The organism is Bacillus glycinifermentans (assembly GCF_001042475.2).
Taxonomy (GTDB): Bacteria; Bacillota; Bacilli; order Bacillales; family Bacillaceae; genus Bacillus; species Bacillus glycinifermentans.
The window spans coordinates 176,352-199,202 of the sequence record NZ_LECW02000004.1 but is presented as its reverse complement, the minus strand read 5'-3'; the positions used below and the strand labels follow the sequence as shown (position 1 = coordinate 199,202).

Here is a 22,851-nt window from a genome sequence, read left to right as displayed (position 1 = left end):
CTCTCTATATATGGTGTTCTATTAGGGAAGACGGATGAATACGGGGTAACGTTTCTCGAAAAAAAGAAATACCCCGAACATGCGGGGTATTTCTGAAACAATCTTACCAGGCTCTATCGTATTGAACAGGGCCTTCGATTGTTGTATTCAGCTGTTTTGCGGCCGTTTTCGGCCAGTATGGATCTCTCAGCAGCTCTCTTGCGACAAAGATCAAATCGGCCCTTCCGTTTTGAAGGATTTCTTCAGCCTGCAAGCCGTTTGTGATTAATCCGACCGCACCTGTTTGGATATCGGCTTGAGCACGGATCGTATCGGCAAAGCTTACTTGGTAGCCAGGGAAGACTTTGATATCGGCTGGTACGACTGCGCCTGAGCTGACGTCAATCAAGTCAACGCCTTGCTCTTTCATCCATTTGCCAAACACGACATAGTCTGAGACATCGAGTCCGTTTTCTTTATAATCAGAAGCCGAAACCCGCACGAATAAAGGACCGTCCCACACTTCTTTTACTGCGTCGATCACTTCGCGGAGCAGGCGGTAGCGGTTTTCCGGCGATCCGCCGTACTCATCTTCGCGGCGGTTGGAAAGCGGTGATAAAAATTCGTTGATCAAATAGCCGTGGGCACCGTGAATTTCGATGATGTCAAAGCCGGCCGCTTTCGCTCGCTCAGCGCCTTTTTTGAAGGCCTGTACCGTTTCTTTGATGTCTTCTTTTGTCATTTCGGCGGGCGTCCGTGAACTTTCGTCAAAAGGAACCGCTGAAGGGCCGTAGATCGTGCCTTCTACTTCGGCTTTTCTTCCGGCATGCGCCAATTGAATGGCCGTTTTGCTGCCGTAAGGCTTAATTTGTGATGTTAAAGACGCCAGGCCTTCGACGTGTGCGTCATCCCAAATTCCTAAATCCTGATCGGAAATTCTTCCCTGCGGCGTGACGGCCGTTGCTTCGATCATAATCAGCCCGACTTGTCCGACAGCGCGGGATACGTAATGGGTCAGATGAAAAGGCTGAACTTTTCCATCCTTTTCATGGGAGGAGTACATGCACATCGGTGACATGACAATGCGGTTTTTTAGTGTAACTCCTTTTAAGCTCCAGGGTGTAAACAATTTTCGATTACTCAATTTTTTTCGCCTCCCGTAAGTTTTCGAATCGATTATACCAATTATGACCATTCTCGTCATATAAACTGCTCAAGTTGTTTTCAAATATAAAATCTTCAGTAAAATGAAGGTGTATTCTATTTTTGGTAAAAACGCGCTGCACAATACATGATCAAGGGGGACCACGTTGTGACATGGCAGACAGAGGAAGAATTGAAACAGCTGTTGATTTCCTTCATTCAATACGAAAGCATATCAGGCACGGGCGGGGAAGTGGCGCTCGCTGAATATATGTACCATTTACTAAAAGGCCGCACCTATTTTCAAAAGCATCCCGAACATGTGAAGCTTCATCAGATGAAAGACGGCCGTTATGTGGTGACCGCGCTCGTTCAAAAGTCCGCGGCAAAAAAGACGGTGCTGCTGCTCAGCCATTTTGACGTCGTCGATACGGCAGATTACGGCGAATTTAAACAACTGGCGTGCAGACCGCTTGAGCTGATGGATTCCTTAGCTGCCAAAAAAGAGCTGCTGCCTGATCGGGCAAAACAGGATTTAGAAAGCGGCGAATGGCTGTTCGGAAGAGGCAGCATGGACATGAAAGCGGGCCTTGCGGTTCAATTTTCGATGCTTGAGCGGGCGATGAACGGCGAATTTGACGGGAATCTTCTTTTGGTCTCAGTACCTGATGAAGAAGTCAATTCACAGGGAATGATTGAAGCGGTTCCGGCCTTAAAAGCGTGGGAAAAGGAGTTCGATCTCGAATTTACAGCCTGTTTAAATTGCGAGCCGATGTTTGAAAAATACCCCGGGGATTCGAAGCTGTACGTATATTCGGGCAGCATCGGCAAGGCGCTTGCCGGCTTTTTCTGCAAAGGGATTGAGACTCATGTGGGCGAGCCGTTTTCCGGTTTGAACGCGAACCTCATGGTATCGGAAATCAACCGGCTCCTCGAATTGCATGTCGGCTATTGCGAGGAGGTTGACGGAGAGGTGCGCCTCCGCCGGTCAATCTGATGCAAAAAGATTTGAAGAAAGCCTACTCCGTGCAGACTCCGCATGCCGCGGTTTCGATGTTTAACGTTCTGATGATGAAGAGATCTGCGGCAGAGCTGCACAGCATGCTGCTGGACACCGCGAAAAAAGCGGCTATCAACATTAAAATCAATATTGAACATAAAACCCGTGATTATCAGCGTTTTGATGCCTTCACGCCAATTGAGCGGAACATCAGCGTTATGACCTTTGAGGAGCTGTGGAACAGGGCGAAGGAAAAAGCAGGAAAGGCGGAAGCGGAGCGTATCCTCAACTTTGCGTTTGCAAACAGGGGAGAGACGGGAGACCGTGATTTTTCAACTCTAATCGTGTCTGAACTGGCCTCGCTTTGTAAAGAAGACGCACCGATGATCGTCCTGTTTTACAGTCCCCCTTTTTATCCGGCCGTCTCTTCAAAAGACGAACCGCTCATTCGGAAGACGGTCAGCGATGTGACACGGTATGCCGGCAGCCGGTACGGTCTCGAGTTTGAAGAAATCCACTATTTTCCCGGTCTTTCGGATTTAAGCTATCTCCAGCTGCAAAAGCAGTCGGTCGATGTCTTTACAGCGAACATGCCGCTTTTTGACAAGGGCTATTATCTTCCAAGCGGTGCGGAAAACACGCTTTATGTACCTGTTATCAATATCGGACCTGTCGGAAAAGATCCCCATAAGTGGACGGAGCGCCTTCATGTTCCGTTTTCATTCGGAACGCTGCCTGATTTGCTCCAGCTTGCGATTCGCAGATTGCTGGCATAAAAAGCGCGGGAGGCAGCGCGCAAGCGTATTTAGCGGATGAAGGCAAAAAAGCCGGACCCATCCTTGGCTTCCGGCTCTTATACATTGGCTGTAAACTCGTCTCTGATCTCCGCGGACCGTTTCGCCGCTTCTTTGACACAGGCGGCTACCGTTTTTTCAAATTGAAGTTCATCGAGAACGCGGAGTCCGGATTCGGTCGTACCGCCCGGGCTTGTGATTTCCCTTCTCATCAAAGAAGGATCCTTTCCGGTTTCAAGCATTTTCGCAGCACCTGACATCATGTCGATGATCAGCCGTTTCGCCGTTGATTCGTCGAGACCCAATTCAAGGGCTGATGCCTGGAGCGCCTCAACAAACCGGTACACAAATGCCGGGCCGCTGCCCGCCACCGCTGTCACGGCATCAAGTGCGGATTCTTCAACAGCCGTGACGCTGCCGATCGTTTGAAAAAGGCCGGTCACTTCACGAATCTGGGCTTCTGTCACGAGCCGCCCGGCCGCAAAGGCTGTCGCCGATTTTTGGATCGAAGCGGACGTATTCGGCATCGCTCTGACAACAGGCAATTCTCCTCCGGCGTAGTGTTGAATCGTATCGATCGGAATGCCGGCAAGTATCGAAACCACGAGCTTCTCCTTTTGTAAATAAGGCCCGATTTCAGTGATGACGGTTTCGGCATCTTTCGGTTTTATCGCTAAAACGATCGTGTCGGACGCTTCCGCGACCTTCCCCGTATCAGGTTCGGTTCGAATCCCGTATGCCTCTTGAAGCTCCTTGAGCCGGGCTCTGTTGGAGTGATTTGTCGCGATAATTTGTCCGGGCTCAACCGCACCGCTTTTGACAAGTCCCTTGATCATCGCCTCCGCCATTGAACCGGCTCCGATAAAGCCTATATGTTTCATTTCGTCATTCCTCCTTCTTGAAAAACAAAAAAACCTTCCGTCATCTTATAGGACGAAAAGGTTTCGCGGTACCACCTACATTAGCATTCAGCATGCTCAGCTCTTGACCCGTAACGAGGGAAACGTTAGGTTTGTCTAAGCGCTCTGAGGGCAGGTTCAACAGGAAAGCGGGCTGTGAAATTTTTCAGCCTGGAATTTCACTCTCTTTTCGCCATTTACCTGTTTACTATTCCTCTTCATCGCATCTTTAATCATTCAAAATGATCGATCATTTATTTGTTGTTCATTATGCTACGGAGAACAAGCCTGTGTCAACAGGCATTTTGGCAAAAATGACACGCGCCGGAGAAAACGGTAAAATATGATCAACATCATTTTGCTGGATGAGGAGAAAAACGTAATGAAAGATGAAAAGGTCATTCCCATTTCGATACCGACTCCGTTTGCAGTCGGAGACGTCAATATTTATTTGCTAAAAGGAGAAGCGTTGACATTGATCGATGCCGGCCCGAAAACAAAGGAAGCAGCCGCTGTTTTAAAAAGCAAGCTTCTTGAGCTGAACCTGACCCTGGAGGATATTGACCAGGTTGTTCTGACTCACCATCATGCAGACCACGCCGGATTGCTTGATGAATTTCCTATAGATACAGCCGTTATCGGCCATCCGTTCAATGAGCCGTATATCAGCCAGGACCCTGTTTTTATCGAAAAACAGCAAACGTTTTTTACATATTTGTTCAAACGGTTCGGCGTCCCCGCCGATATGGAATCGGCAAGTCTCACGGTAAAGCGGTCTTATCGCCTGTCGTGCAAACGTTCTTTGACAAAGGCGGTGACAGAAGGCAGCCGGATCGACGGACTTGAAGGGTGGAAGGTGCTTGAGACGCCTGGACATGCTTCGTCGCATATCGCGCTTTATCATGAAAAAAGCGGAAGGATGCTCGGCGGAGATTTACTCTTAAAGCCGTCTTCGTCAAATCCTTTATTGGAAATGCCGCAAAAAGGGGAAAAGCGTCCGGCTCCGCTGCTCGATTATCTTGCATCACTCGAACGGCTGCTTGATCTGCCGCTCTCGGTCGTCTTTCCGGGTCACGGCGAAAGCATAACCGCCATACGGGAGCTCATCAAAAGACGCCTGGAAAAACAGCGGAACAGGGCAAGCGAGGTGTACAGCATGATAGCGGATAGCCCTCTCACCGCATTTGAAATATGCCGGAAGCTGTTTCCCGCCGTATACGAAAAAGAGCTGTTTTTGACAATGTCTGAAACGGTCGGACAGCTCGACGATTTGGAAACGCGCGGACTCATTACAAGCGGCGAAACTGGCGGACTCGTTTACTATATGATAAAGCAGGTGGAAAAATGGCAGACAGATTGAAAGGCAAAAACATTCTCATTACAGGCGCATCCGGGGGGCTTGGCGAACGGATCGCTTATTATTCGGCAGCGGAGGGGGCCGAGGTGATTCTCACTGCCCGCAGTGAAGCACGCCTTCAGACGGTACGGGAAAAAATCATTTCTGATCTTGGGGCAGCGTGCCGCACTTTTGTATTGGATGTCAGCCGGACAGAAGAAATCGAATCGGTTTTTAAAGCGGCCGGGCCGATCGACATTCTTGTCAACAATGCCGGCTTTGGAATTTTTGAGCCCGCCCTTGAAGCGTCTCTTGAAGACATGAAATCGATGTTTGAAGTCAATGTCTTCGGTCTGATCGCCTGCACGAAAATGGCGCTGCCCCATATGACCGCGCAAAACAGCGGCCACATTATCAACATTGCTTCACAAGCCGGCAAAATTTCAACGCCGAAGTCGAGCCTGTATGCCGCGACAAAGCATGCCGTTCTCGGGTTTTCAAACAGTCTGAGAATGGAACTTGCCGAAACAGGAGTCAATGTGACAACGGTAAATCCTGGACCGATCAGAACCGATTTTTTCAATGCCGCCGATAAAACGGGGGATTACGTCAAAAGCATCGGCAAATGGATGCTCGATCCTGATCAAGTGGCACAGAAAATCGTCTCCATTATGTTGACGAACAAGCGCGAAATCAATCTGCCCGTCTGGATGAGCGGAGTCAGCAAGCTCTATCAGCTGTGTCCGGCCGTTGTCGAAAAAATAGGACGCGGTGCTTTTTATAAAAAATAGGAAGACCGGTTTTTTACGAAAAGGAACAGATTTGCTTAAAGCGAGTCTGTTCCTTTTTTTTGATAACGCTTTCTATTCTTCTTTTATATGGTCAGCTATTCCCGCTTTTAAAAACTTGACGGCGTAAAAATTCATATAAAAGCAGGGAGACTTTGTCCCTCTTGGAAATTTTGGCCTCAAGGTCTTGTTCATACTTTTACCTTCCCGTGATCTGAAGGCACTTGGACAGTGTAAGGCGATCGTTATAAAAACAATATACAATGCGCTTTTCCGTGTCTCTGGAAACACGTGAGGGAACCCTGTGAAAAATAAGGTAAAGGTCGCTTTCACGCTATAGTTCTTGTTATATAAAATAGCAGATGAGTGAATATAAAAAGTAATTTTTTACCAATTATATGAAGAGGATGATGGGCAGCATATTAACGCGAAGGAACAGGAAGAAGGGAACCAGTTGATGAAAAAACGATGTATCATATCGTTGATCACGGCAGTGTGTATTGCAGTCTTATGGCAATGTCCGATCATGGCTTCAGGCGATAAGTACGCGAATTTTGCGGAGTTGGCAGAGAACGAAGTAGAAGGCGAGGATTACAGGATCGAATATACGGACATGGGCACTGATCTTCTGGTCTTATCCCCGCACGGCGGCGGCATCGAAGGGGGAGTCAGCGAACTGGTGCGCGCCTTCGGCGAAGAGTATTCAACGTATTTGTTCGAAGGAATTAAACCATCGAATAATTGGGATCTGCACATTACAAGCAGTCATTTTGATGAACCGACAGCATTGGAAAAAATTAGTGATCACAGCTATGTGTTAGCGATTCATGGGTATAGTGATACCGAAAAGCACACGATTGTGGGAGGAACGGACACAGAAGGCGGACAAGCGATCGTCGATGCGCTGTCTGAGCAAGGGTTTTCTGCTGAACTGGTGGATCAAAGTCACCGGCTTTCAGGTACGGATCCGGATAATCTGAATAATCTATGCAAAACAGGCAAGAGCATTCAATTGGAGATCAGCACCTCTCAACGGGAGGCTTTTTTTTCGCGGTTCGGACTGGTGACGAGGGCAAAATCCTACAATAAAGTGTTTTCTAAATATGTCGACGCCATAAAAGAGGTACTGAACGAAAGATATAAATAAGAACGGAATGTTTGTCGCACATTAAAAGAAAGACGTCAGGTTAGAGGTGAAGTTGTTGATCTATATTTATAATTGCTACGGCGGCACCCATTCATCAGCCCTCGCAGCCGCCTATCATCTCAAAAAACTTCCGTTCGGCAGAAAGCCGACCAAAGACGAAATTTTAAATACGGATGCTTTTAATCAATTAAGTCCAAAAGAAATGGGAAAACTCGTTTTTCACGGTCTTGATGAAGAAGGCAGCAAAGTATACACCATCGGCAGGGGATCATCAAAAGCCGTTATTCCGGCAATGCTCGGAATTCTGGAGATGTTTGAAAAAAACGGGACGCTAAACGATAGGGTGATCTTTTCAAACACATCCCCTACCGTGCCGGTGGCCATGACTTTCGGGGGCTTGTTTTCAAGGAGACTGAAGATCGATTTCATCGGTGTTCCTTTATTGGTGCTCGGTGCACAGCAATCCTATCAAAACGTTATCAAATTGGTAGAGCGCACAAAAAATCACGCCAAAATGACGTCTTCTTTAATTGAAGTGCTTGATAACGGTTTTACCGACTAGCCTTATACGTGCAGAATAGGCTTTCGTCATGCATTCCGTCAGGAAAAACACCTGGCGTTAGAGTAGAATGCATGACGGAAGCCTTTTTAGCATTTTGCAAAAAATCGAATTGTTGAATTGAACCGAATCTATTTTCATTTTTAGATCATTTGTAAATGGGGGATGTAATAATTCCGCTTTCATTTTGCTGGGGAAAGAAAATGGAAAGCGGAGGTGTTGTATGTTTAAAACAGCAGAAGAAAAGCGTTTTTTCCGGGGGCGATTTCGTTTATCTTACGATTTTCATTTGTTAGCTCAACGGCTTTTTTGATGTGGCTTTCGATATTGCAGATGATTTCTTCGTCTCAGACATTTCCGTCATCTGTTAAGACCGGCGTTAACTGTTTACCAGGAGTTGCCGACATGCTAAATCTAATCCTTTGAAAGGGTCCAAACTAAAAAGTACGGGCCTGCAGAAACGGTTGTCGGCTGCATGATTTATCAATATGATGCCGAACGGCACCGCCAAGTCAAGCTTTACATTTTGGATGGTTCAGCCGATCGGTATCACCGGAGAGTGTATATTAGCGGAGATGGAGTGGTGAAAGGCTATCTGAATAAGCCGGAGCTGACGGCCCGAAAGGTTCCTGCTGAACCCGTTTTTGCCCTGCGAAAGGATGTTCCGGACGGGAGATCTCGCAAGGATGCGGCCGGATGGGAATATCAAGTTTTTAGGACGGATCGGCAACCAGGTCAAAATTCGCAGGTATCGCATCGAGCTTGAAGAAATAGATTATTACGGCATAAGGATGTAAAGGAAACGGCTGTTGCCGCAAAAACGGATCACATCAGCATCCCGCATACGTCGTTTTGGAAAAAGGCAGAAAAGAAATCAGCCAAGCGGAAATAAAAGAGTTTTTGTCAAAAGAGCTTCCGGGTTGCATGGTTTGTCCTGTTTGCCGACGCTTGATGCATGGCCGTTTACGCCAAACGGAAAAGTTGATTTGAAGGCAATTCCTGAGGCGGACCGGAATGCAGCAGCGGAACCGGATTACGTGCCTCCGGCAATTGAACTTGAAGAAAAAATTGCTGCCATATAAGAAGACATCTTAAACATCAAACAGATCAGCATAAGCGCCAATTCATTCGATATCGGGGGAAACTCTTTACACGTCATATCATTTGCGTCAAGACTCTATACAGAGCTGGGCTTTAGAGTGCCGTTTAAGGACATTTTCGCCAAGCCGGCGATCGAAAAACTGGCGGGCTTCTTAAAAAATGCGCAGCAATTGTTAAAAGATTATACAGATGAGCAGTGGGCAGCCAAACAGCAAAACGTTGTTCTGTTTTCCGCCGGCGGCTTCAATGGGCATTGCCTGCATGGGCTTAGCCGAGCATTTGGATCAGTATTCCGTATACAGCTTCTTTATTCCAACTATCAGCCTTTTGCAGAACTTCCCCATGTCAATAAGCTGATCGAGCATGAAATAGAAATTTGCTTCCGAACGACCATTCGATTTTGTTTTTTTTCAATCGGTTTTTATTCCTCCTGTTTCACAAAAACACGGGCTGGCTGTGGCTTATCCTCGCATTCGCCGCAGGCATTTCCCGCATTTGGTCAGGCGTTCACTATCCCTTTGACGTTGCGGTCGGAGCGATCTTGGGGATGTTCTCGGCTCTGTTTGTATTCTTTGCAGCGCCAAAGCTGTCGTTCATCAACCGGTTGCTCGCCCAGTACATAGCAAAAGGTTTTAGCCGGTCTGCGAAAAAAACAGCCAAATATGCATGCCATTCATTTTTCAATGGTGCGCGTGGCGAATTTGTTTTGAAGAGAGGCGGCAATGTTTAAAGAGGAGAACGGAAGAGCTTCAGGGCGGTCCCAGCTTTCCAGTACAAGAAAGAGACTTCAAAGCCTGTTTAATGATTTTTGAAGGAAAAGAATGTAAAAAATAGGGATAAACTATTTTGATAGTAAAGGAAAAATATGTTATATTATTAATTGTGATAGGAGGTGATAATTTCCATTAGTCAATGATAAAATAGTCTGATTTGCTACGAATCTAGTTTTTCATCAATTAAACTAAGAATGTGCGACCGCAGGACCGTTGTTGTGATTCGGGATGATTTTTAGGGTGTCAGCTTAGAGGTACATAAAATATTAAAATACGGGGGGATATCAAATGAAAAAAGCGATTTTAGGGTTGTCTTTGTCAGCAGTCCTTTTGGTCCCGTCCTCATTTGCTGCTGCATCGGAGAGCGTCCAGCTGACAAACGAGCAGAAAGCGCTGCTTGAAGCAAAAACAGAATATGTCAGGTCGCTTCCTGCGCAGATGAACATCCAAAGCGGCCTTTCCGCTTATTCCGGGAAAAGGCTGACGATTAAAAGGGGCAGTTTTCTTGCCTGGTCAAAAGATTATATCGAATGGTATTACAACGGCAAAAAAATTTCGAGCAGCAACGGCTCACAGGATGTGGGGTACGTGTTTCCAAACATCGTGAAAGCGAAAGGGATTAACAGGTATTATAAATCTTCGGGTCTTCATAAATGGAGAGCCAAAAAAACGCACAGCATCGGAACCGTCACACCGTGGGGGGACGTCGTGCTCACCAGCACCTCCTTTACGGACAGAAGATGGGTCAATAAAAAAGGAAAGTACGGAAACGATTAATTAGGCAAATGGCATACAACGCTGCTAAAAGACTATTTTGGAAATTTTGGCAGCGTTGTATAATTGAAAATGCTGACATCACATCCTGCTATAGAGAAAGGATTATTGACATTGATCAAAATTAAAAATTTGACGAAAGCTTATGGGAGCAAGACGGTTTTCGACCGGCTCAATATGAATATCGAAAAACATAAAGTCAACTTCCTGATGGGGGAAAACGGCGCCGGAAAAACGACTTTGCTGAAATGCCTCCTCGGCCTTGAGCCTTTCAAAGGCGACATTCTGTACGATGATAAACCTCTTGGTGCGGTCCGTCATAAAGTGCACGTCGTTTATGACGACTCTCCGTTTTATCTTAATCTGACGGGATATCAAAATATCAGCATCCTGCTGAACAAACGTGTCGGAAAAGAAGAATTGGAACAGGCGGCAACGAAGTTTCTCGGCCATGCCCTGCTTAAAAAGAAGGTGAAGACGTACTCCTACGGGCAAAGGAAAAAGCTCAGCTTCATCATCGCCGTTTTAAACAAACCCGAGTACCTGTTATTGGATGAAATATCCAACGGTCTCGATTACCGCTCGATGATGGAGCTTCAGGACATCGTCAAAAGCTGGTCAAACGAGATGACTATTGTGGCTGCGGGCCACCAATTTGAATTTTATTCTTCAATCGTCGACCGGTTATTTGTGCTGAAAAACGGTTCGGCTTTGCATGTGGAATACTTTAAGACGAATGGAGCGGGATTGGGCGATGTTTATAAAGAATATTTATAGCATTTTACAGAAGGAGCTTGCTTACCAGTATCATGCAAAAGTATTTTTTATATTAGTCATTCCGCTGCTCATCGTTTCTTCAGGGATTATATATGTTCAATATAAAAATGCCGAAAGCAGCTACCAGCAGTTTTTGAAGACGGAATCGGAATACCGGGAACTCGGAATTGAAGTGAAAAAAGCGTTGGATTCACCCGTTAACGTAACGGAAGGGACATTAAAGAGCGAGGATGGGGACGGGGAGATCGTCGAAAATATTTTAAGGTACGATTATGAGCAGCTCATCCTGTCCCTTCATCTTATACAGCCGAAACAATCGGTCGTTGCGGCTATGGAATGGATGGGCTTTATTGCCTTACCTTTGGCGTTCACCCTTTACGCCATTTATATTTCGACGTATGACAACAGATTCCGGACGGTGAAGGTGAAGGCGGCAAGATATGACTGGAAGATGGTTCTTCTCGCCAAGCAATGTTCGGTCTACATCGTTATGCTTGTCACAACAGCGGCCGTTTTATGTTTGGCTTATTTGGCCGGTCTCTTCTTTTATGCATTGGCGGCAAGAACGATACCGGTCGATCAGTTCGCGGTTTCGGTTCCTTCTAAGAGCAATATGTTGAGTCAATGGTTCGTCGTTTTGGCAGTAAGCTTTATTTTTGCAACGATCGGATTTTATTTGGGGATATTATTCAGAAGCTTTATTACGCCGGCTTTGCTTTATATCATTTACGCCCTGCTCGTTCCCGTTCTGGGCAAATTTGATTTGAAAAACCTGCTTGCCAATCTGGGGCATGCGGTGTTCGATTTCAACGGCAGTTTTAAACTGTTTACGCCCGAGACAGTGGAATTCATTCCGATCATGTTGATTCTGCTCGTGTTTTCCGGCGTGTTTTCGGTTGTCGCCTATTATGCGGCACACAGGCAAAGCAAATATGTTGTATGATCGAAAAAGAAATCACTGGCAGCCGTCTCAGCTTGGGCGGCTTTTTTCGGGTTTGAAAAAATCTTGATCCCTCGTAAAAATTCGGAAAATTCTATATAATAGTAAGACGGCTTAGAACAGATGTCATAAGATGTTCAATTAAACAGCGTATGAATATGAGGGACAGGTGAGAAATGTGGCGAATCAAGATTTGAATTTACAAACGCTATATACGAGTCATACCCGCGGCGCCTGGGCGAATCTGGGCGGACATATGACAGTCGAGATGACGGAAGAGGAAGCGAAAGAACTTGAAGGTTTGAACGACTATCTGTCTTTGGAAGAAGTCGAAACGATTTACGTTCCGCTGGCACGGCTGCTCTACTTGCACCGGAATTCCCAATATGAGCGGAATATTCGGGTGAACGGGTTTTTGAATCATCCCCACGCAGCTAAAATTCCGTTTATCATCGGGATTGCCGGAAGCGTGGCCGTCGGAAAAAGCACGACGGCACGGATTATTCAGACGGTGCTGTCCCGTTTACAGGAACGGCTGAAAGTCAGCTTGATCACAACGGACGGTTTTCTGTATCCGAATGCGGTTCTGATCGAAAAGAACATCATGTCAAGGAAAGGCTTTCCTGAAAGCTATGATGTCAAGGCGCTGCTCGAGTTTTTAAACGATTTAAAATCGGGAAAGGAAACCGTCAAAGCACCGGTCTATTCCCATTTAACGTACGACAGGATGGAAGGCGTTTTTGAAACGGTCGAGCAGGCCGATGTTGTCATCATTGAAGGGGTGAACGTGCTGCAAACGCCGACGATTGAAGACGACAGAACAAAACCGCGCGTATTCGTATCCGATTTTTTTGATTTTTCGATTTATGTCGATGCCGAGGAAGACCTCATTATCAAATGGTATCTTGAGCGGTTCCGCATGCTCAGGGAGACGGCGTTTCAAGACCCGACGTCGTATTTCCATAAATATAAAGACCTTTCGGATACAGAAGCCGATTACATGGCGAAATCGATTTGGGAGACCGTTAACCGCCCGAACCTGTATGAAAACATTTTGCCTACGAAATTCCGCTCGGACTTAATTTTGAAAAAAGGGGAAGGTCACAAAGTCGAAAAGGTTTTAGTCAGACGGGTATAAGCGTCTAAAGAGAAAGCGGGGGAAAACCGATGATTCACCATATTGAGCTGTATGTATCAGATTTAGAAAGATCCAAGCATTTTTGGGGATGGTTTCTAGAAGAACTCGGATATGAGGTCTATCAGCGGTGGGAAGGGGGGATCAGCTGGAAAGCAAACGGCGCTTACATCGTATTCGTTCAAGCTCAAGGAGAGTTTTTAAAGGCGGGCTACCACAGACGCCGGGTCGGATTAAACCATCTTGCCTTTCAAGCGGCCTCAAGGGAGCAGGTCGATGAAATAACAGAGCAGCTGACCCGACGGGGCTATCAGCTGCTCTATGAAGACAGACATCCGTTTGCCGGCGGCAGCGGACATTATGCGCTGTATACGGAAGATCCGGACCGCATCAAAGTCGAGCTTGTGGCGCCTTGCTAACACGGCAGGTCTTAAAGCCTCCTTTAGTGATGCAACGTTTTTCCGGCAGGCCTTCCGTACTTTGCGTTTTTGACGTTTCGGAAGGCTGCAGCGAGGAAAGGGATTCCGAAAAGGGTCACAACCGACAGGATGGAAAAGGTGAAAAAAGGCTTTTCTGCCCCGAACACATCCAGCAGCATTCCGCCCGCCCACGGCCCGATAACGCTTCCGAGCTGGGTAAAGCCCATTGCTCCGAAGTAAGTCCCTTTTAGTTCCGGAGGCGCGATTTGATCGACCAATACATCCAGCATTGAAAACAGCAGCACTTCTCCTATTGTGAACAATACAACAATGAAGACGATTGACAAAACATCATGGAAAAACGAGAGGCTGAAGAGGCTTGCTGTGATCAGCACGTTCCCTGTCATCAATGACAAAATGGGGGAAAACCGTTTTGCGATATGAACGAGCGGATACTGCGTTACAAGCACGGCTACGGCGTTCAGCGTCAGCATCATCCCGAATATCTCAGTTCCGCCTTCAATAAATGGGCTTGCCGACATGTACTGCGCAAGCGTCGATGTGAAATGGGAGTAGCCGAACAAACAAAGAATCGAGCCGATCAGCGTCAACGAAAACACCCGGTCCGTTTTTGTCACCTGAAAGGCCTCCTGCATCTTGATCCGCTTATTCGTCTCAATCACCGGAACGGTGTGTTTTTTAAACTGAACGGCCAAAACCGCCGCATAGACGAAATAAATCAAACCCGCAATCAAAAACGGCATCGTCGTTTTTGAAGAGCCGAGATACAGTCCTAAAAGCGGTCCGAACACCACGCCGAGGTTGATGGCTGTATATCTGAGGTTGAAGACGAAGAGGCGGGTGTCAGGCTTGGATACGTCTGAGAGGAGCGCTCTTGAAGTCGGCTTAAAGAGAGCGCGGCACAATCCGTTTAAGGCATTCATCAAAAAGAAAGTCCAGACGTTGTCAGCGAGCGCAAAGCCCACGAACACAAGCGTCCAGCCGAAAATCGACAAAAGCATGATCGTTTTCCGGCCAAACCGGTCTGATACATATCCTCCATAAAAGCTTGCGGCAATCCCGACGAGGGAGCTTGCCGCAATAACGGCTCCTGCAAAACCGGCGGAAGCGCCCTTCACCTGCGTTAAATAAATTGCTAAAAAAGGAATGCTCATCGCGGTTCCCATACGCCCGAAAATCGTTCCGGCAATGATGGTCCAGCTGAGCGGGTGGATCTCTTTCCATTTTGGTTTCATGATGAACTCCCCACACTTGCAATCGTTTTATTGTATATCATACATGAAACAAACGGTAATGAATAGAGGATATTCAGGAGATAAGGAGAAATGAAAAAAGCTTCCCTGCCAGAAAGGAAGCCCCGTCAAGTTTATGAAAACATGCCTTGGTTTGTAACATAATCATAGATGACATCTTCAATATGGGCATGCAGCCCCTCGTCCGGCTCCTCGATCCGCCTTTCTTTCAAAGCGAGCTTCAGGATCTCCTTTTCGTGGGGGCTCAAGGGATCGATCGCAACATTTCGGCCGTATTGCCGCAGCGCCTGTCCCAGCATTTTTTCAATCAGTTTCTCATCCATTTTGTCTTCTCCTTTTAGGAGCGGTTTTCTTTTATCTTACTAAGAAAAAACGCCGTGCTCAAGGGAGTTTTCGTATCGAAGATTTAAGCATTGTTATAAATTGTGTTCTTTTTCTTCGTATAGTATAATGAGTAAATACAGCCACAAAAATGAAAGAGAGCCGGAATACGGTAACGTTCCGGCCTGCAAGACCATTCCCCGATCTTAAGGGATGGTCTATTTGTTTTTTATGAAGAAAGCACTTAAACATGCTTTCTCTAAAGCCAATTGGAGTTGCTAACCCATCTTTTATAATAGAATGTCAGGAGCTTTCTAACCGCGCGTTAATCTTGGACATGGTCCGTATTTTGCCGACCGCAGGCTCTAAAGAAGAAAGGTGTTTTAGTTTTGAGACGAATTATTAAATGGACAGTATTAGTCACGCTTTGTATGGGCTTATTCGCATGTATTGCAAACGGGAATACAAAGAATATTCATTATGCAAAAGCAGAACAGCAAACACTGGATATTTATACACCGAAGACGGCCAAGAAAGAAAAACATCCCGTTCTCATCTATATACATGGGGGAGGATGGACGGGCGGAGACAAGAGCAATGCTGCTTCAAAGCCGGCATTTTTCACAGAAAAAGGCTATGTTTTCGTGTCTGTAAACTATCGGCTTCATCCTGATGTTCAGTATGATGATATGGCCTATGATGTTGCCAAGGCGGTGAAATGGGTTGAGGATCATGCAGACGAGTATCAAATGGATCAATCGAAAATCAATATAATGGGGCATTCGGCAGGAGGGCACTTGGCGGGCTTAATTGCCGCAGATGCAAAATATTTAAACAGCGTTGGTCTAAAATCCGCATCGCTCAATTCGATTGTTATATTAGACGGACCTCTGAATCTCAAGCAATTTATCGAAGCGATCCCGTCTTACAAAAAGGTGTTTGGCCCTGACGAAAAGGTGTGGACAGAGGCTTCACCGCTCACCTACATGAACAATCAAAACCTGCCGCCGGCTTATTTGGTCACGCGCTGGGCAGATCCTTCTCTTTATCAATTTGCAGCAGCCTCAAACAAAGCGAAGGGATCTGATTTTGTTTATCAAGTCAAGAATCTGTCCCACAGCGGTTTAAATAAGATGTTCGGTTCTCCGGATGCACCACAAGAAGCGCAGGACATGACAAAAGCTGTTATGGCGTTTTTAGAGAAGAAAAATAAAGATGTTGAAAGGAAGCTGGTTCGGTCTCCGGCTCATGCACTGTTGCCAGGCCGCCGGCTTATGGTTATCACCGCGGGCTTCAGACACTTGCTGCTGCACTCGCAGGCTATACGTTATGCTCAGTTCCAAGTTGATTTTATAAAGCAAGATGCTATCGTTTCAATCCATCACCCTATTTTCCAGGGACTTGCGATGGAAGCATGCAAAACGCCTTCTTTCCAAAGAAGGTGTTTTTTGCTGCTTTCAGCCAGGATTTTCTTTGGATAAATTTACGCCTGGAACCGAACGTATATTCGCAGTATAGTAATCATACAATACACATGCGAACGTTAGTTCTTTTTTCGGGAGGATGCAGATATGGATTACAGTCAATATCCGGCGCGGTCGATTTTATGCGTTGATATGCGGAGTTTTTATGCGAGCTGTGCCGCCGTTTTGCTCGGGCTTGATCCGATGACTTGTTTTCTGGCGGTGGTCGGGAACACAGAGCGGCAGGGGAGCGTCGTTCTGGCCGCTTCCCCGGCTCTAAAAAAAGAGTTCGGCGTGCAAACGGGGACGAGGCTGTTCCAACTTCCGGACGATCCGCGCATTCAGCTGGTCAATCCAAAAATGGCGGTATTTGTCCGTGTTTCAACAGAGCTGACCCGGCTGTTTGGCCGCTATGTGCCGCATGATGCCATCCATACCTACAGCGTCGATGAAAGCTTTATTCAAGTGGACGGCGTTGAAAGCATGTGGGGGGACGCGCAGACGATTGCCGAAAAAATTCAAGACGACATGAACAGGGAGTTTGGCCTGCCCTGCACCGTCGGAATCGGTCCGAATATGCTGCTGGCAAAGCTCTGCCTTGACCTTGAAGCGAAGAAAACGGAAGGCGGAATCGCCGCATGGGATTATTACGACGTGAAAACGAAGCTTTGGCCCTTATCCCCCCTCCGGAAAATGTGGGGAATCGGTTCAAGACTGGAAAAGAGGCTGAACCGCATGGGGATTTTTACGGTCGGCCAGCTGGCGCAGTATGATCTCAAGCGGCTTGAGAAAGCATTTGGCATCATGGGAAACCAGCTTTACTATCACGCTTGGGGCATCGATCTTTCAGCGATCGGATCACCGATCATGAACGGGCAGATCAGCTATGGGAAAAGCCAGATTTTGCTCAGGGACTATCCCGATCCGGATGAAGTCAAGCGCGTCATCCTTGAAATGTGTGAAGAGGTCGCCAAAAGGGCCCGTGACCATCAGCAGGCGGGCAGGACTGTCAGCCTCGGGATTGAATACAGCCGCGATGAGTTCGGCGGGGGATTTTACCGTTCGAAAACGATGGAAAGTCCTTCAAATGTCACGCTCGACCTGTATCACACATGCCTTGCATTGTTTGACCGCTTTTATGAAGGGAAAACGGTTCGGAAAATTTCCGTTTCTCTTTCCAATATTCAGGATGACAACCTCATCCAGCTCGATCTTTTTCGTCCGGATCAGGAAAAAAAGCGGACGCTCGGGTACGTCATGGACGGCATCAGGGAACAGTACGGCTCAGCTGCGCTTCTGCGCGCCGTTTCCTATACAAGCGCCGGAACCGCCCGCCTGCGGTCAAAGCTTGTCGGCGGACATCAGGCATAGAAAGGAGAATGATGTATGCTGAAAGACAGAGGCAATATCAAATGGGTGTCTATGATGTTACCGGAACACGTTGAATTGCTTAAAGAATATTATGATAGTCTTGATAAAGTGAAAAAGCCGGTTTTGGACGAACAAAAATATGAAGAATTCAATGAAATCATTTGTGAAGCGATGGCGGAAAACGCACCTTTGCGATTTGCCTATTACCGGCAGGGGGAGGTCAAAACGCTTGCCGGCCGCATCCACTATGTTGACGTTCTTAAACGCGAGCTGCGCATCGTAAGCCATACGGATGAAATACGCATTTTAAAGATGGATGACATGATTGAGATTGAATATGATTTCCGTGTATAATGAAATCAGTATTCGGAGGTGGATAAAATGGTAAATGACATTCATTTGCCGGCTGCAGCGTCTCATGCAAAGCCTGTTATCTTGAAAGGCGATACTTTGCATGAGGCGGAACGTTAAACGAATCGCCTGATTGTAAGGTATCATTTCTGATCATCCGGCTTTGCACCTTATTTCAAAATATATATATAAATAAGGAGCTGGCAGAAATGGACCCTTTTATCAGAAATGATCAATATCATTTTATTACGTTTCAAACGGACAGTCTTGTCAAAGGACATGCGAACATCAAGGACGGAAACGTGCTTGATGCTTTGAAATCCAATGCTTTAGGCCAAGTATTACATCTGTTCCCTGACCTCAGCAGTGACCAAAAGGCTTTGCTTGGCAAGATGGTTGAGGTGAAGGACAGCAGCGGAGCCGCGAGATTTTCAGCTGAATTAGAGCATCATGTGATTCCATTTCAGCGGGTAACGGCAGAAAAGGCCAAAAAGCTGTTTTCTAAAGTGAAAAAGTTAAAGACTCCCGATTTTGGGGAGATTGATTTCAGGAGGTATTCCTACTTGGGATGGAATGATGCAGGCTCAGGCAGGAAATACATGATTGTCGATATCGACGGAAAACTGACAGGAATACACGGCACGATCAGATCCAGCAATAAAAAAGGAGTCTGCTCGATATGTAACAGGATCGAAGAGCTCGGACTGTTCATGGCCCGGGTGAAAAGCAGCAAAGAAACCTACACGGACAGAGGCAATTACATTTGCTATGACAGTGAAAAATGCAACCAAAATATGATGACGCTGGATCATCTGAACAAATTCGTCGCACAAGTAACGAAATATTAACGTGAACAACCCGGCTGGAAACACGAGCCGGGTTGTTTTATGATTCAGCCTTTATCCTTCCGCTCTCCGAAGAGCCGGCGGGTCAGCAAGGAAGCGGCCGCAGCTCGTGGGCAGCATTGAAAAAAGCGGACTTAGGAAGACGGCGACGGTCAAAACATCAAGGGCAATGAGGAAAATGTTAAAGCTTTCCGCAAACAGGAAACAGCTACGTTCCAAGGAGCAGAAAGAAAGGCATAATAGGAAAACAATAGGCACAATCAAGCGTTTTGCCATGTATGGTACGGATGTCGCTACATATAATCCGACCCTTGCAACAATTTTTCAGAAAAGGGTACAGGGGACGGTATAACTGCACATTTTCATTTTGCAAAACAGCTTTTCCAAATAAAATAGGTCTGCAAAAAAGGAAGCCCGAATAATGTGAAACAAAGGGGTTAGTGGCACGATTTGCACAGGGAAAAAATATACTGTTCATAAGATGCTGAAACAGCAAGTGAAAGGGGTCATTAGTGATGCTGATTACAGTCAAAATACGCCACACTGCTGAAAGCGAAGGCACGGATATAGGAGATTTCACTCCCGCTGAGATTGAAAATATTGTGCAGACCATCAGAAAATACGGAGCTTGGCTTTCACCTGATGCCGATGCAGATGACTATAAGTTTTCCTTTCAGGATGCCAAATACAATCTTGAGCAAAGAGTCTTTGAAATTATCGTAGAATAAAATATATCCGGGTCTCTCGGACACTGAATGAACGATTTCATATGCGTTTATTTAGAGTCCTTTTTATTTCCGGAGCGAAATGAACAGGGAGGCAGGCTCCTTTTCACGGATGCAGACGTTCAATCCGGCAGCCTGCTTATAAAGCGAAACCTTGGAGAGGCTTATCCCCCAAGGTTTTTGTCTTTTTTGGCTTCCTCAGTCGGTAAGCCCTTCTTTGATCAAAGCATCGACTTTGCTGCTGAATAAAAGGGCGACATGGCTTAGACCGGAAATTTGGATGTTTTCAGCGCCATCCAATTTAGACAGACTGTTTAAAACGATGAAATCGCTCGTGCTGTAAATCGAAGTAAATTTGGTGCCGCTGGGAGCGGAATTTGTGACCAAACCGTTTGCCCCTCCCAATGTGACGACATGCTCTACTTTGTCACCGCCTCCCAAGTTTTTAATATAATAAAGTGTGTTGGCTCCGCCCATGCTGTGGGCGACAATGTCCACTTTCTCGGCTCCCGTTTCGTTTAATACGTTTTTTACATACTCCGACAACTTCGGTGCATTATTCCTGTTGTTTCCGGTCTTATCTAAAAAATCGATAGCATAAAGATCCTTGCGAGGCCAGCCCTGGGATTCTAAATACGTTTTAATCCCCATGAAGTTATAAGAGCCGCCTCCGATTCCGTGAACCATGACGACAGGGTTGCGGGATTCGGCTGAAGCTTTGGAAGTTTGAACGGCAAACATGGAAACGGCGGACAGCATGCAAATGAATAGAATGGATAAAAATCGATAAAGGCGCATTGTTTCTCCTCCTGGATGTAATAAATTCACAACGACAATTCTATAAAAGGAAAATACGAAAACGAAGTGTAAATCTATCTATTTTTCTACCCGAAAAAAGAGTAATATATGAAACGCCTTTTTGCTTATGAGCCTGGCGGTCCCTAATTAAAAAAGGAGTTTGAGGCTTTTTGGAGAGATGGAGGAAAATCCTGTTCTGTTGAATAAGATCTAAGAACTTTATCCTATTAAACCAGTGCTGTACTGAAATGGCAAACAGAGTGGAAAAAACGGTATAATAAAACAGATACCATCTATTTCCGGGGAGGGGATGCGGAAGCTTCCGATGATGAGAGACTCGCACCGGCCATTAACGATTGGCGGGCATATGAAAGATAAGCCGAAAAAAGAAAAAACAATTTTTTAGAAAGAGGTTACATGCCAAATGAAAACAAAGTTTTTTAAAAAAACTGCAATTTCACTGCTTTTTACATGCGCAGCGCTTGCAGGGTGTTCAAATGACAGCGCCCACTCAGCACAGCCTAAACAAAGCGATCGACAGTCAAATCAATTTTCCAGGCTTGAGGATCAATATGATGCAAGATTGGGAGTCTTTGCGCTGGACACCGGTACGAACAAAACGGTAACTTACCGGGCAGATGAGCGTTTTGCATATGCATCTACTCATAAAGCTTTAGCCGTGGGGGCATTGCTGAAGCAAACATCAATAGCAGATCTGAATCAAAGAATCACCTATACCCGGGATGATCTTGTCAATTATAATCCGATTACAGAGAAGCATGTTGATACAGGAATGACCCTGAAGGAGCTTTGCGATGCTTCCATCAGGTACAGCGACAATACAGCCGGGAATCTCATACTGAAGCAGATCGGCGGACCAAGCGGGTTTAAACAATCGCTCAGGGAAATTGGCGACAACGTGACCAATCCGGAGCGAATAGAACCGGATCTAAACGAAGTGAAACCGGGAGAAACGCATGATACGAGCACACCGAAAGCGCTCGCTAAAAGCCTTCAGGCATTCACAGTCGGAGACGCTCTCCCGAAGGAGAAGCGCGAGATGTTAGTAGATTGGCTCAAAAGAAACACCACCGGCGATGCATTAATCCGTGTGGGAGTGCCGAAAGGATGGGAAGTAGCGGATAAAACAGGAGCGGGGTCATACGGTACGCGAAATGACATTGCTGTCATTTGGCCGCCGAAAGGAGACCCGATTGTGCTCGCGGTACTATCAAGCCGCGACAAAAAGGACGCCGACTATAACGACAAGCTTATTGCAGAGGCGGCAAAGGAAGTCATTAAAGTCCTGAAGTAGGACTGTACGAGGCGTTCAAATCATTTGATAGAGGGGAGTTTGCAGGAGATGATGATTCGTCATGCCGAAGCGCCGGATTATGAAAGAATCGTCCCGGTCATTAACGATTGGTGGGGCAGGAGGCAAATGAAAGATAAGCTGCCGAGACTATTTTTTGAGCATTTTCAAAATACGAGTTTTATCGCTGAGAAAGACGGGGAGCTGATCGGTTTCCTCAGCGGCTTTTTATCGCAGTCCAACCCTGCGGAATCGTATATTCATTTTGTCGGCGTCCATCCCGATTACAGAAAAGTCCAGGTCGGCAAACAGCTTTATGAAGCCTTCTATCGAAAAGCGAAGGAGGCGGGCTGCAAGACGGTCCGCTGCATCACCTCGCCCGTCAACAAAGTATCGATCGCGTATCATCGGAAAATGGGGTTCTCGATCGAAAAAGGGGATAAAACAACAGACGGCGTCCGCGTGTTTTCGAATTACGACGGACCAAATGAAGATCGTGTGCTGTTTGTCAAAGAGCTGTGAATAAAAGGGGGATGAACATGATTTCAAAAACGCCTGAGCCGCCGTATGATGCAGTCATTTTTGCATCGGTCAAAGCGGACGGCGAGATGGCTGCCGAGAGACGGCTCCGGAAGATGCTGAAGCTCGCCGGAAAGCCGTCCGGAATGAGCACGGAAACGGCATCACCGTTCCCTATTGGGAAAGCCTTGAAGCGATCGAAAAGCGGAAGCATCACGGCGAACGCCGGCAAGCGAAAGAAAGAGGCCGAAACGAGTGGTATGCTGACTTTGCCGTGCGCGTAACAAAGGTGGAAGCCGCCCGTTTTT

General features: G+C 46.5%; 24 protein-coding genes and 3 pseudogenes. 22 read left to right on the top strand and 5 right to left on the bottom strand.

Features of this window, described 5'->3' with window-relative positions; all coding sequences use genetic code 11:
* Window positions 1-103: 103 nt before the first annotated feature.
* A complete protein-coding gene (namA, locus tag AB447_RS03805) occupies window positions 104-1,174 on the bottom strand; it encodes an NADPH dehydrogenase NamA (protein WP_172796319.1) in 1,071 nt (356 codons plus the stop codon).
* Window positions 1,175-1,291: 117 nt separating this feature from the next.
* Here namA and AB447_RS03800 point away from each other — a divergent pair.
* Window positions 1,292-2,898 (top strand): annotated as a pseudogene (locus AB447_RS03800) (M20/M25/M40 family metallo-hydrolase).
* A 77-nt stretch (window positions 2,899-2,975) separates the two neighbouring features.
* Here the strand turns inward: AB447_RS03800 and proC are convergent.
* Window positions 2,976-3,797, bottom strand: a complete 822-nt coding sequence (proC, locus tag AB447_RS03795) for a pyrroline-5-carboxylate reductase (RefSeq protein WP_048352835.1) — start codon at window positions 3,795-3,797, stop codon at window positions 2,976-2,978.
* A 400-nt stretch (window positions 3,798-4,197) separates the two neighbouring features.
* Between proC and AB447_RS03790 the strand changes: the two genes are divergently transcribed.
* The 13 genes and pseudogenes from AB447_RS03790 (at window position 4,198) to AB447_RS03735 (ending at window position 13,564) form a co-directional block, all read left to right on the top strand.
* Window positions 4,198-5,175: an MBL fold metallo-hydrolase gene (locus tag AB447_RS03790; protein WP_057957468.1), complete on the top strand. Its 978-nt coding sequence runs from the start codon at window positions 4,198-4,200 to the stop codon at window positions 5,173-5,175.
* Window positions 5,160-5,942: an SDR family NAD(P)-dependent oxidoreductase gene (locus AB447_RS03785; protein ID WP_048352836.1), complete on the top strand. Its 783-nt coding sequence runs from the start codon at window positions 5,160-5,162 to the stop codon at window positions 5,940-5,942. Before AB447_RS03790 ends, AB447_RS03785 begins: the two co-directional genes overlap by 16 nt.
* A 454-nt stretch (window positions 5,943-6,396) precedes the next feature.
* Window positions 6,397-7,086 carry a poly-gamma-glutamate hydrolase family protein gene (locus tag AB447_RS03780; RefSeq protein ID WP_048352837.1) on the top strand — a complete coding sequence of 230 codons (690 nt, stop codon included), beginning with the start codon at window positions 6,397-6,399 and terminating at the stop codon, window positions 7,084-7,086.
* Between the two features lie 55 nt (window positions 7,087-7,141).
* Entirely contained in the window at window positions 7,142-7,648 is a 507-nt protein-coding gene (locus tag AB447_RS03775; protein ID WP_048352838.1) for a DUF3189 family protein, read from the top strand.
* A 472-nt stretch (window positions 7,649-8,120) separates the two neighbouring features.
* Complete coding sequence (locus AB447_RS27195; RefSeq protein WP_048352839.1) at window positions 8,121-8,411, top strand: hypothetical protein; 291 nt, start codon at window positions 8,121-8,123, stop codon at window positions 8,409-8,411.
* A 154-nt stretch (window positions 8,412-8,565) separates the two neighbouring features.
* Entirely contained in the window at window positions 8,566-8,727 is a 162-nt protein-coding gene (locus tag AB447_RS27190; RefSeq protein WP_156183622.1) for a hypothetical protein, read from the top strand.
* Between the two features lie 6 nt (window positions 8,728-8,733).
* Window positions 8,734-8,889: pseudogene (locus AB447_RS27185) on the top strand (phosphopantetheine-binding protein); the annotation flags it as partial.
* 171 nt (window positions 8,890-9,060) lie between these two features.
* Window positions 9,061-9,476, top strand: a pseudogene (locus AB447_RS24960) (phosphatase PAP2 family protein); the annotation flags it as partial.
* Between the two features lie 331 nt (window positions 9,477-9,807).
* Entirely contained in the window at window positions 9,808-10,296 is a 489-nt protein-coding gene (locus AB447_RS03755) for a hypothetical protein (RefSeq protein WP_048352841.1), read from the top strand.
* 111 nt (window positions 10,297-10,407) lie between these two features.
* Entirely contained in the window at window positions 10,408-11,070 is a 663-nt protein-coding gene (locus AB447_RS03750; RefSeq protein WP_048352946.1) for an ATP-binding cassette domain-containing protein, read from the top strand.
* Window positions 11,048-12,013, top strand: coding sequence for an ABC transporter permease (locus AB447_RS03745; protein WP_048352842.1), 966 nt, complete (start codon window positions 11,048-11,050; stop codon window positions 12,011-12,013). The genes AB447_RS03750 and AB447_RS03745 overlap by 23 nt, the downstream gene beginning before the upstream one ends.
* A 175-nt stretch (window positions 12,014-12,188) precedes the next feature.
* Window positions 12,189-13,148, top strand: a complete 960-nt coding sequence (coaA, locus tag AB447_RS03740; RefSeq protein ID WP_048352843.1) for a type I pantothenate kinase — start codon at window positions 12,189-12,191, stop codon at window positions 13,146-13,148.
* Window positions 13,149-13,177: 29 nt separating this feature from the next.
* Window positions 13,178-13,564 (top strand): VOC family protein, encoded by a 387-nt coding sequence (locus AB447_RS03735; protein WP_048352844.1) that lies wholly within the window; start codon window positions 13,178-13,180, stop codon window positions 13,562-13,564.
* 23 nt (window positions 13,565-13,587) lie between these two features.
* Here AB447_RS03735 and AB447_RS03730 read toward each other — a convergent pair whose 3' ends face one another.
* Together AB447_RS03730 and AB447_RS03725 are read right to left on the bottom strand one after the other, a co-directional pair.
* Complete coding sequence (locus AB447_RS03730; protein ID WP_048352845.1) at window positions 13,588-14,820, bottom strand: MDR family MFS transporter; 1,233 nt, start codon at window positions 14,818-14,820, stop codon at window positions 13,588-13,590.
* Between the two features lie 131 nt (window positions 14,821-14,951).
* Window positions 14,952-15,161: a YqzH family protein gene (locus AB447_RS03725; RefSeq protein ID WP_048352846.1), complete on the bottom strand. Its 210-nt coding sequence runs from the start codon at window positions 15,159-15,161 to the stop codon at window positions 14,952-14,954.
* 387 nt (window positions 15,162-15,548) lie between these two features.
* On the opposite strand from AB447_RS03725, the gene AB447_RS03720 reads away from it, so the two are divergent.
* The 5 genes from AB447_RS03720 (at window position 15,549) to AB447_RS03695 (ending at window position 19,917) form a co-directional block, all read left to right on the top strand.
* Window positions 15,549-16,640, top strand: a complete 1,092-nt coding sequence (locus AB447_RS03720) for an alpha/beta hydrolase (protein WP_231592425.1) — start codon at window positions 15,549-15,551, stop codon at window positions 16,638-16,640.
* Window positions 16,641-16,730: 90 nt separating this feature from the next.
* On the top strand, window positions 16,731-17,993 hold the full coding sequence (locus AB447_RS03715) for a Y-family DNA polymerase (RefSeq protein WP_048352847.1): 1,263 nt from the start codon (window positions 16,731-16,733) through the stop codon (window positions 17,991-17,993).
* A 15-nt stretch (window positions 17,994-18,008) separates the two neighbouring features.
* Complete coding sequence (locus AB447_RS03710; RefSeq protein WP_048352848.1) at window positions 18,009-18,347, top strand: YolD-like family protein; 339 nt, start codon at window positions 18,009-18,011, stop codon at window positions 18,345-18,347.
* 206 nt (window positions 18,348-18,553) lie between these two features.
* Window positions 18,554-19,192 (top strand): FusB/FusC family EF-G-binding protein, encoded by a 639-nt coding sequence (locus tag AB447_RS03705; protein ID WP_048352849.1) that lies wholly within the window; start codon window positions 18,554-18,556, stop codon window positions 19,190-19,192.
* A gap of 512 nt (window positions 19,193-19,704) precedes the next feature.
* Window positions 19,705-19,917, top strand: coding sequence for a hypothetical protein (locus AB447_RS03695; RefSeq protein WP_046129778.1), 213 nt, complete (start codon window positions 19,705-19,707; stop codon window positions 19,915-19,917).
* A gap of 195 nt (window positions 19,918-20,112) precedes the next feature.
* Here AB447_RS03695 and AB447_RS03690 read toward each other — a convergent pair whose 3' ends face one another.
* Window positions 20,113-20,712 carry an esterase/lipase family protein gene (locus tag AB447_RS03690; RefSeq protein WP_048352851.1) on the bottom strand — a complete coding sequence of 200 codons (600 nt, stop codon included), beginning with the start codon at window positions 20,710-20,712 and terminating at the stop codon, window positions 20,113-20,115.
* Window positions 20,713-21,136: 424 nt separating this feature from the next.
* Between AB447_RS03690 and bla the strand changes: the two genes are divergently transcribed.
* From bla to AB447_RS03675, 3 genes are read left to right on the top strand one after another with little or no spacing between them, the layout of a single operon-like run.
* Window positions 21,137-22,027 (top strand): class A beta-lactamase, encoded by an 891-nt coding sequence (gene bla / locus AB447_RS03685; protein ID WP_048352852.1) that lies wholly within the window; start codon window positions 21,137-21,139, stop codon window positions 22,025-22,027.
* Between the two features lie 48 nt (window positions 22,028-22,075).
* Window positions 22,076-22,546 carry a GNAT family N-acetyltransferase gene (locus AB447_RS03680; protein ID WP_057957437.1) on the top strand — a complete coding sequence of 157 codons (471 nt, stop codon included), beginning with the start codon at window positions 22,076-22,078 and terminating at the stop codon, window positions 22,544-22,546.
* A gap of 17 nt (window positions 22,547-22,563) precedes the next feature.
* Window positions 22,564-22,827 carry a hypothetical protein gene (locus AB447_RS03675; RefSeq protein WP_326076303.1) on the top strand — a complete coding sequence of 88 codons (264 nt, stop codon included), beginning with the start codon at window positions 22,564-22,566 and terminating at the stop codon, window positions 22,825-22,827.
* The last annotated feature ends 24 nt before the right edge of the window (window positions 22,828-22,851 follow it).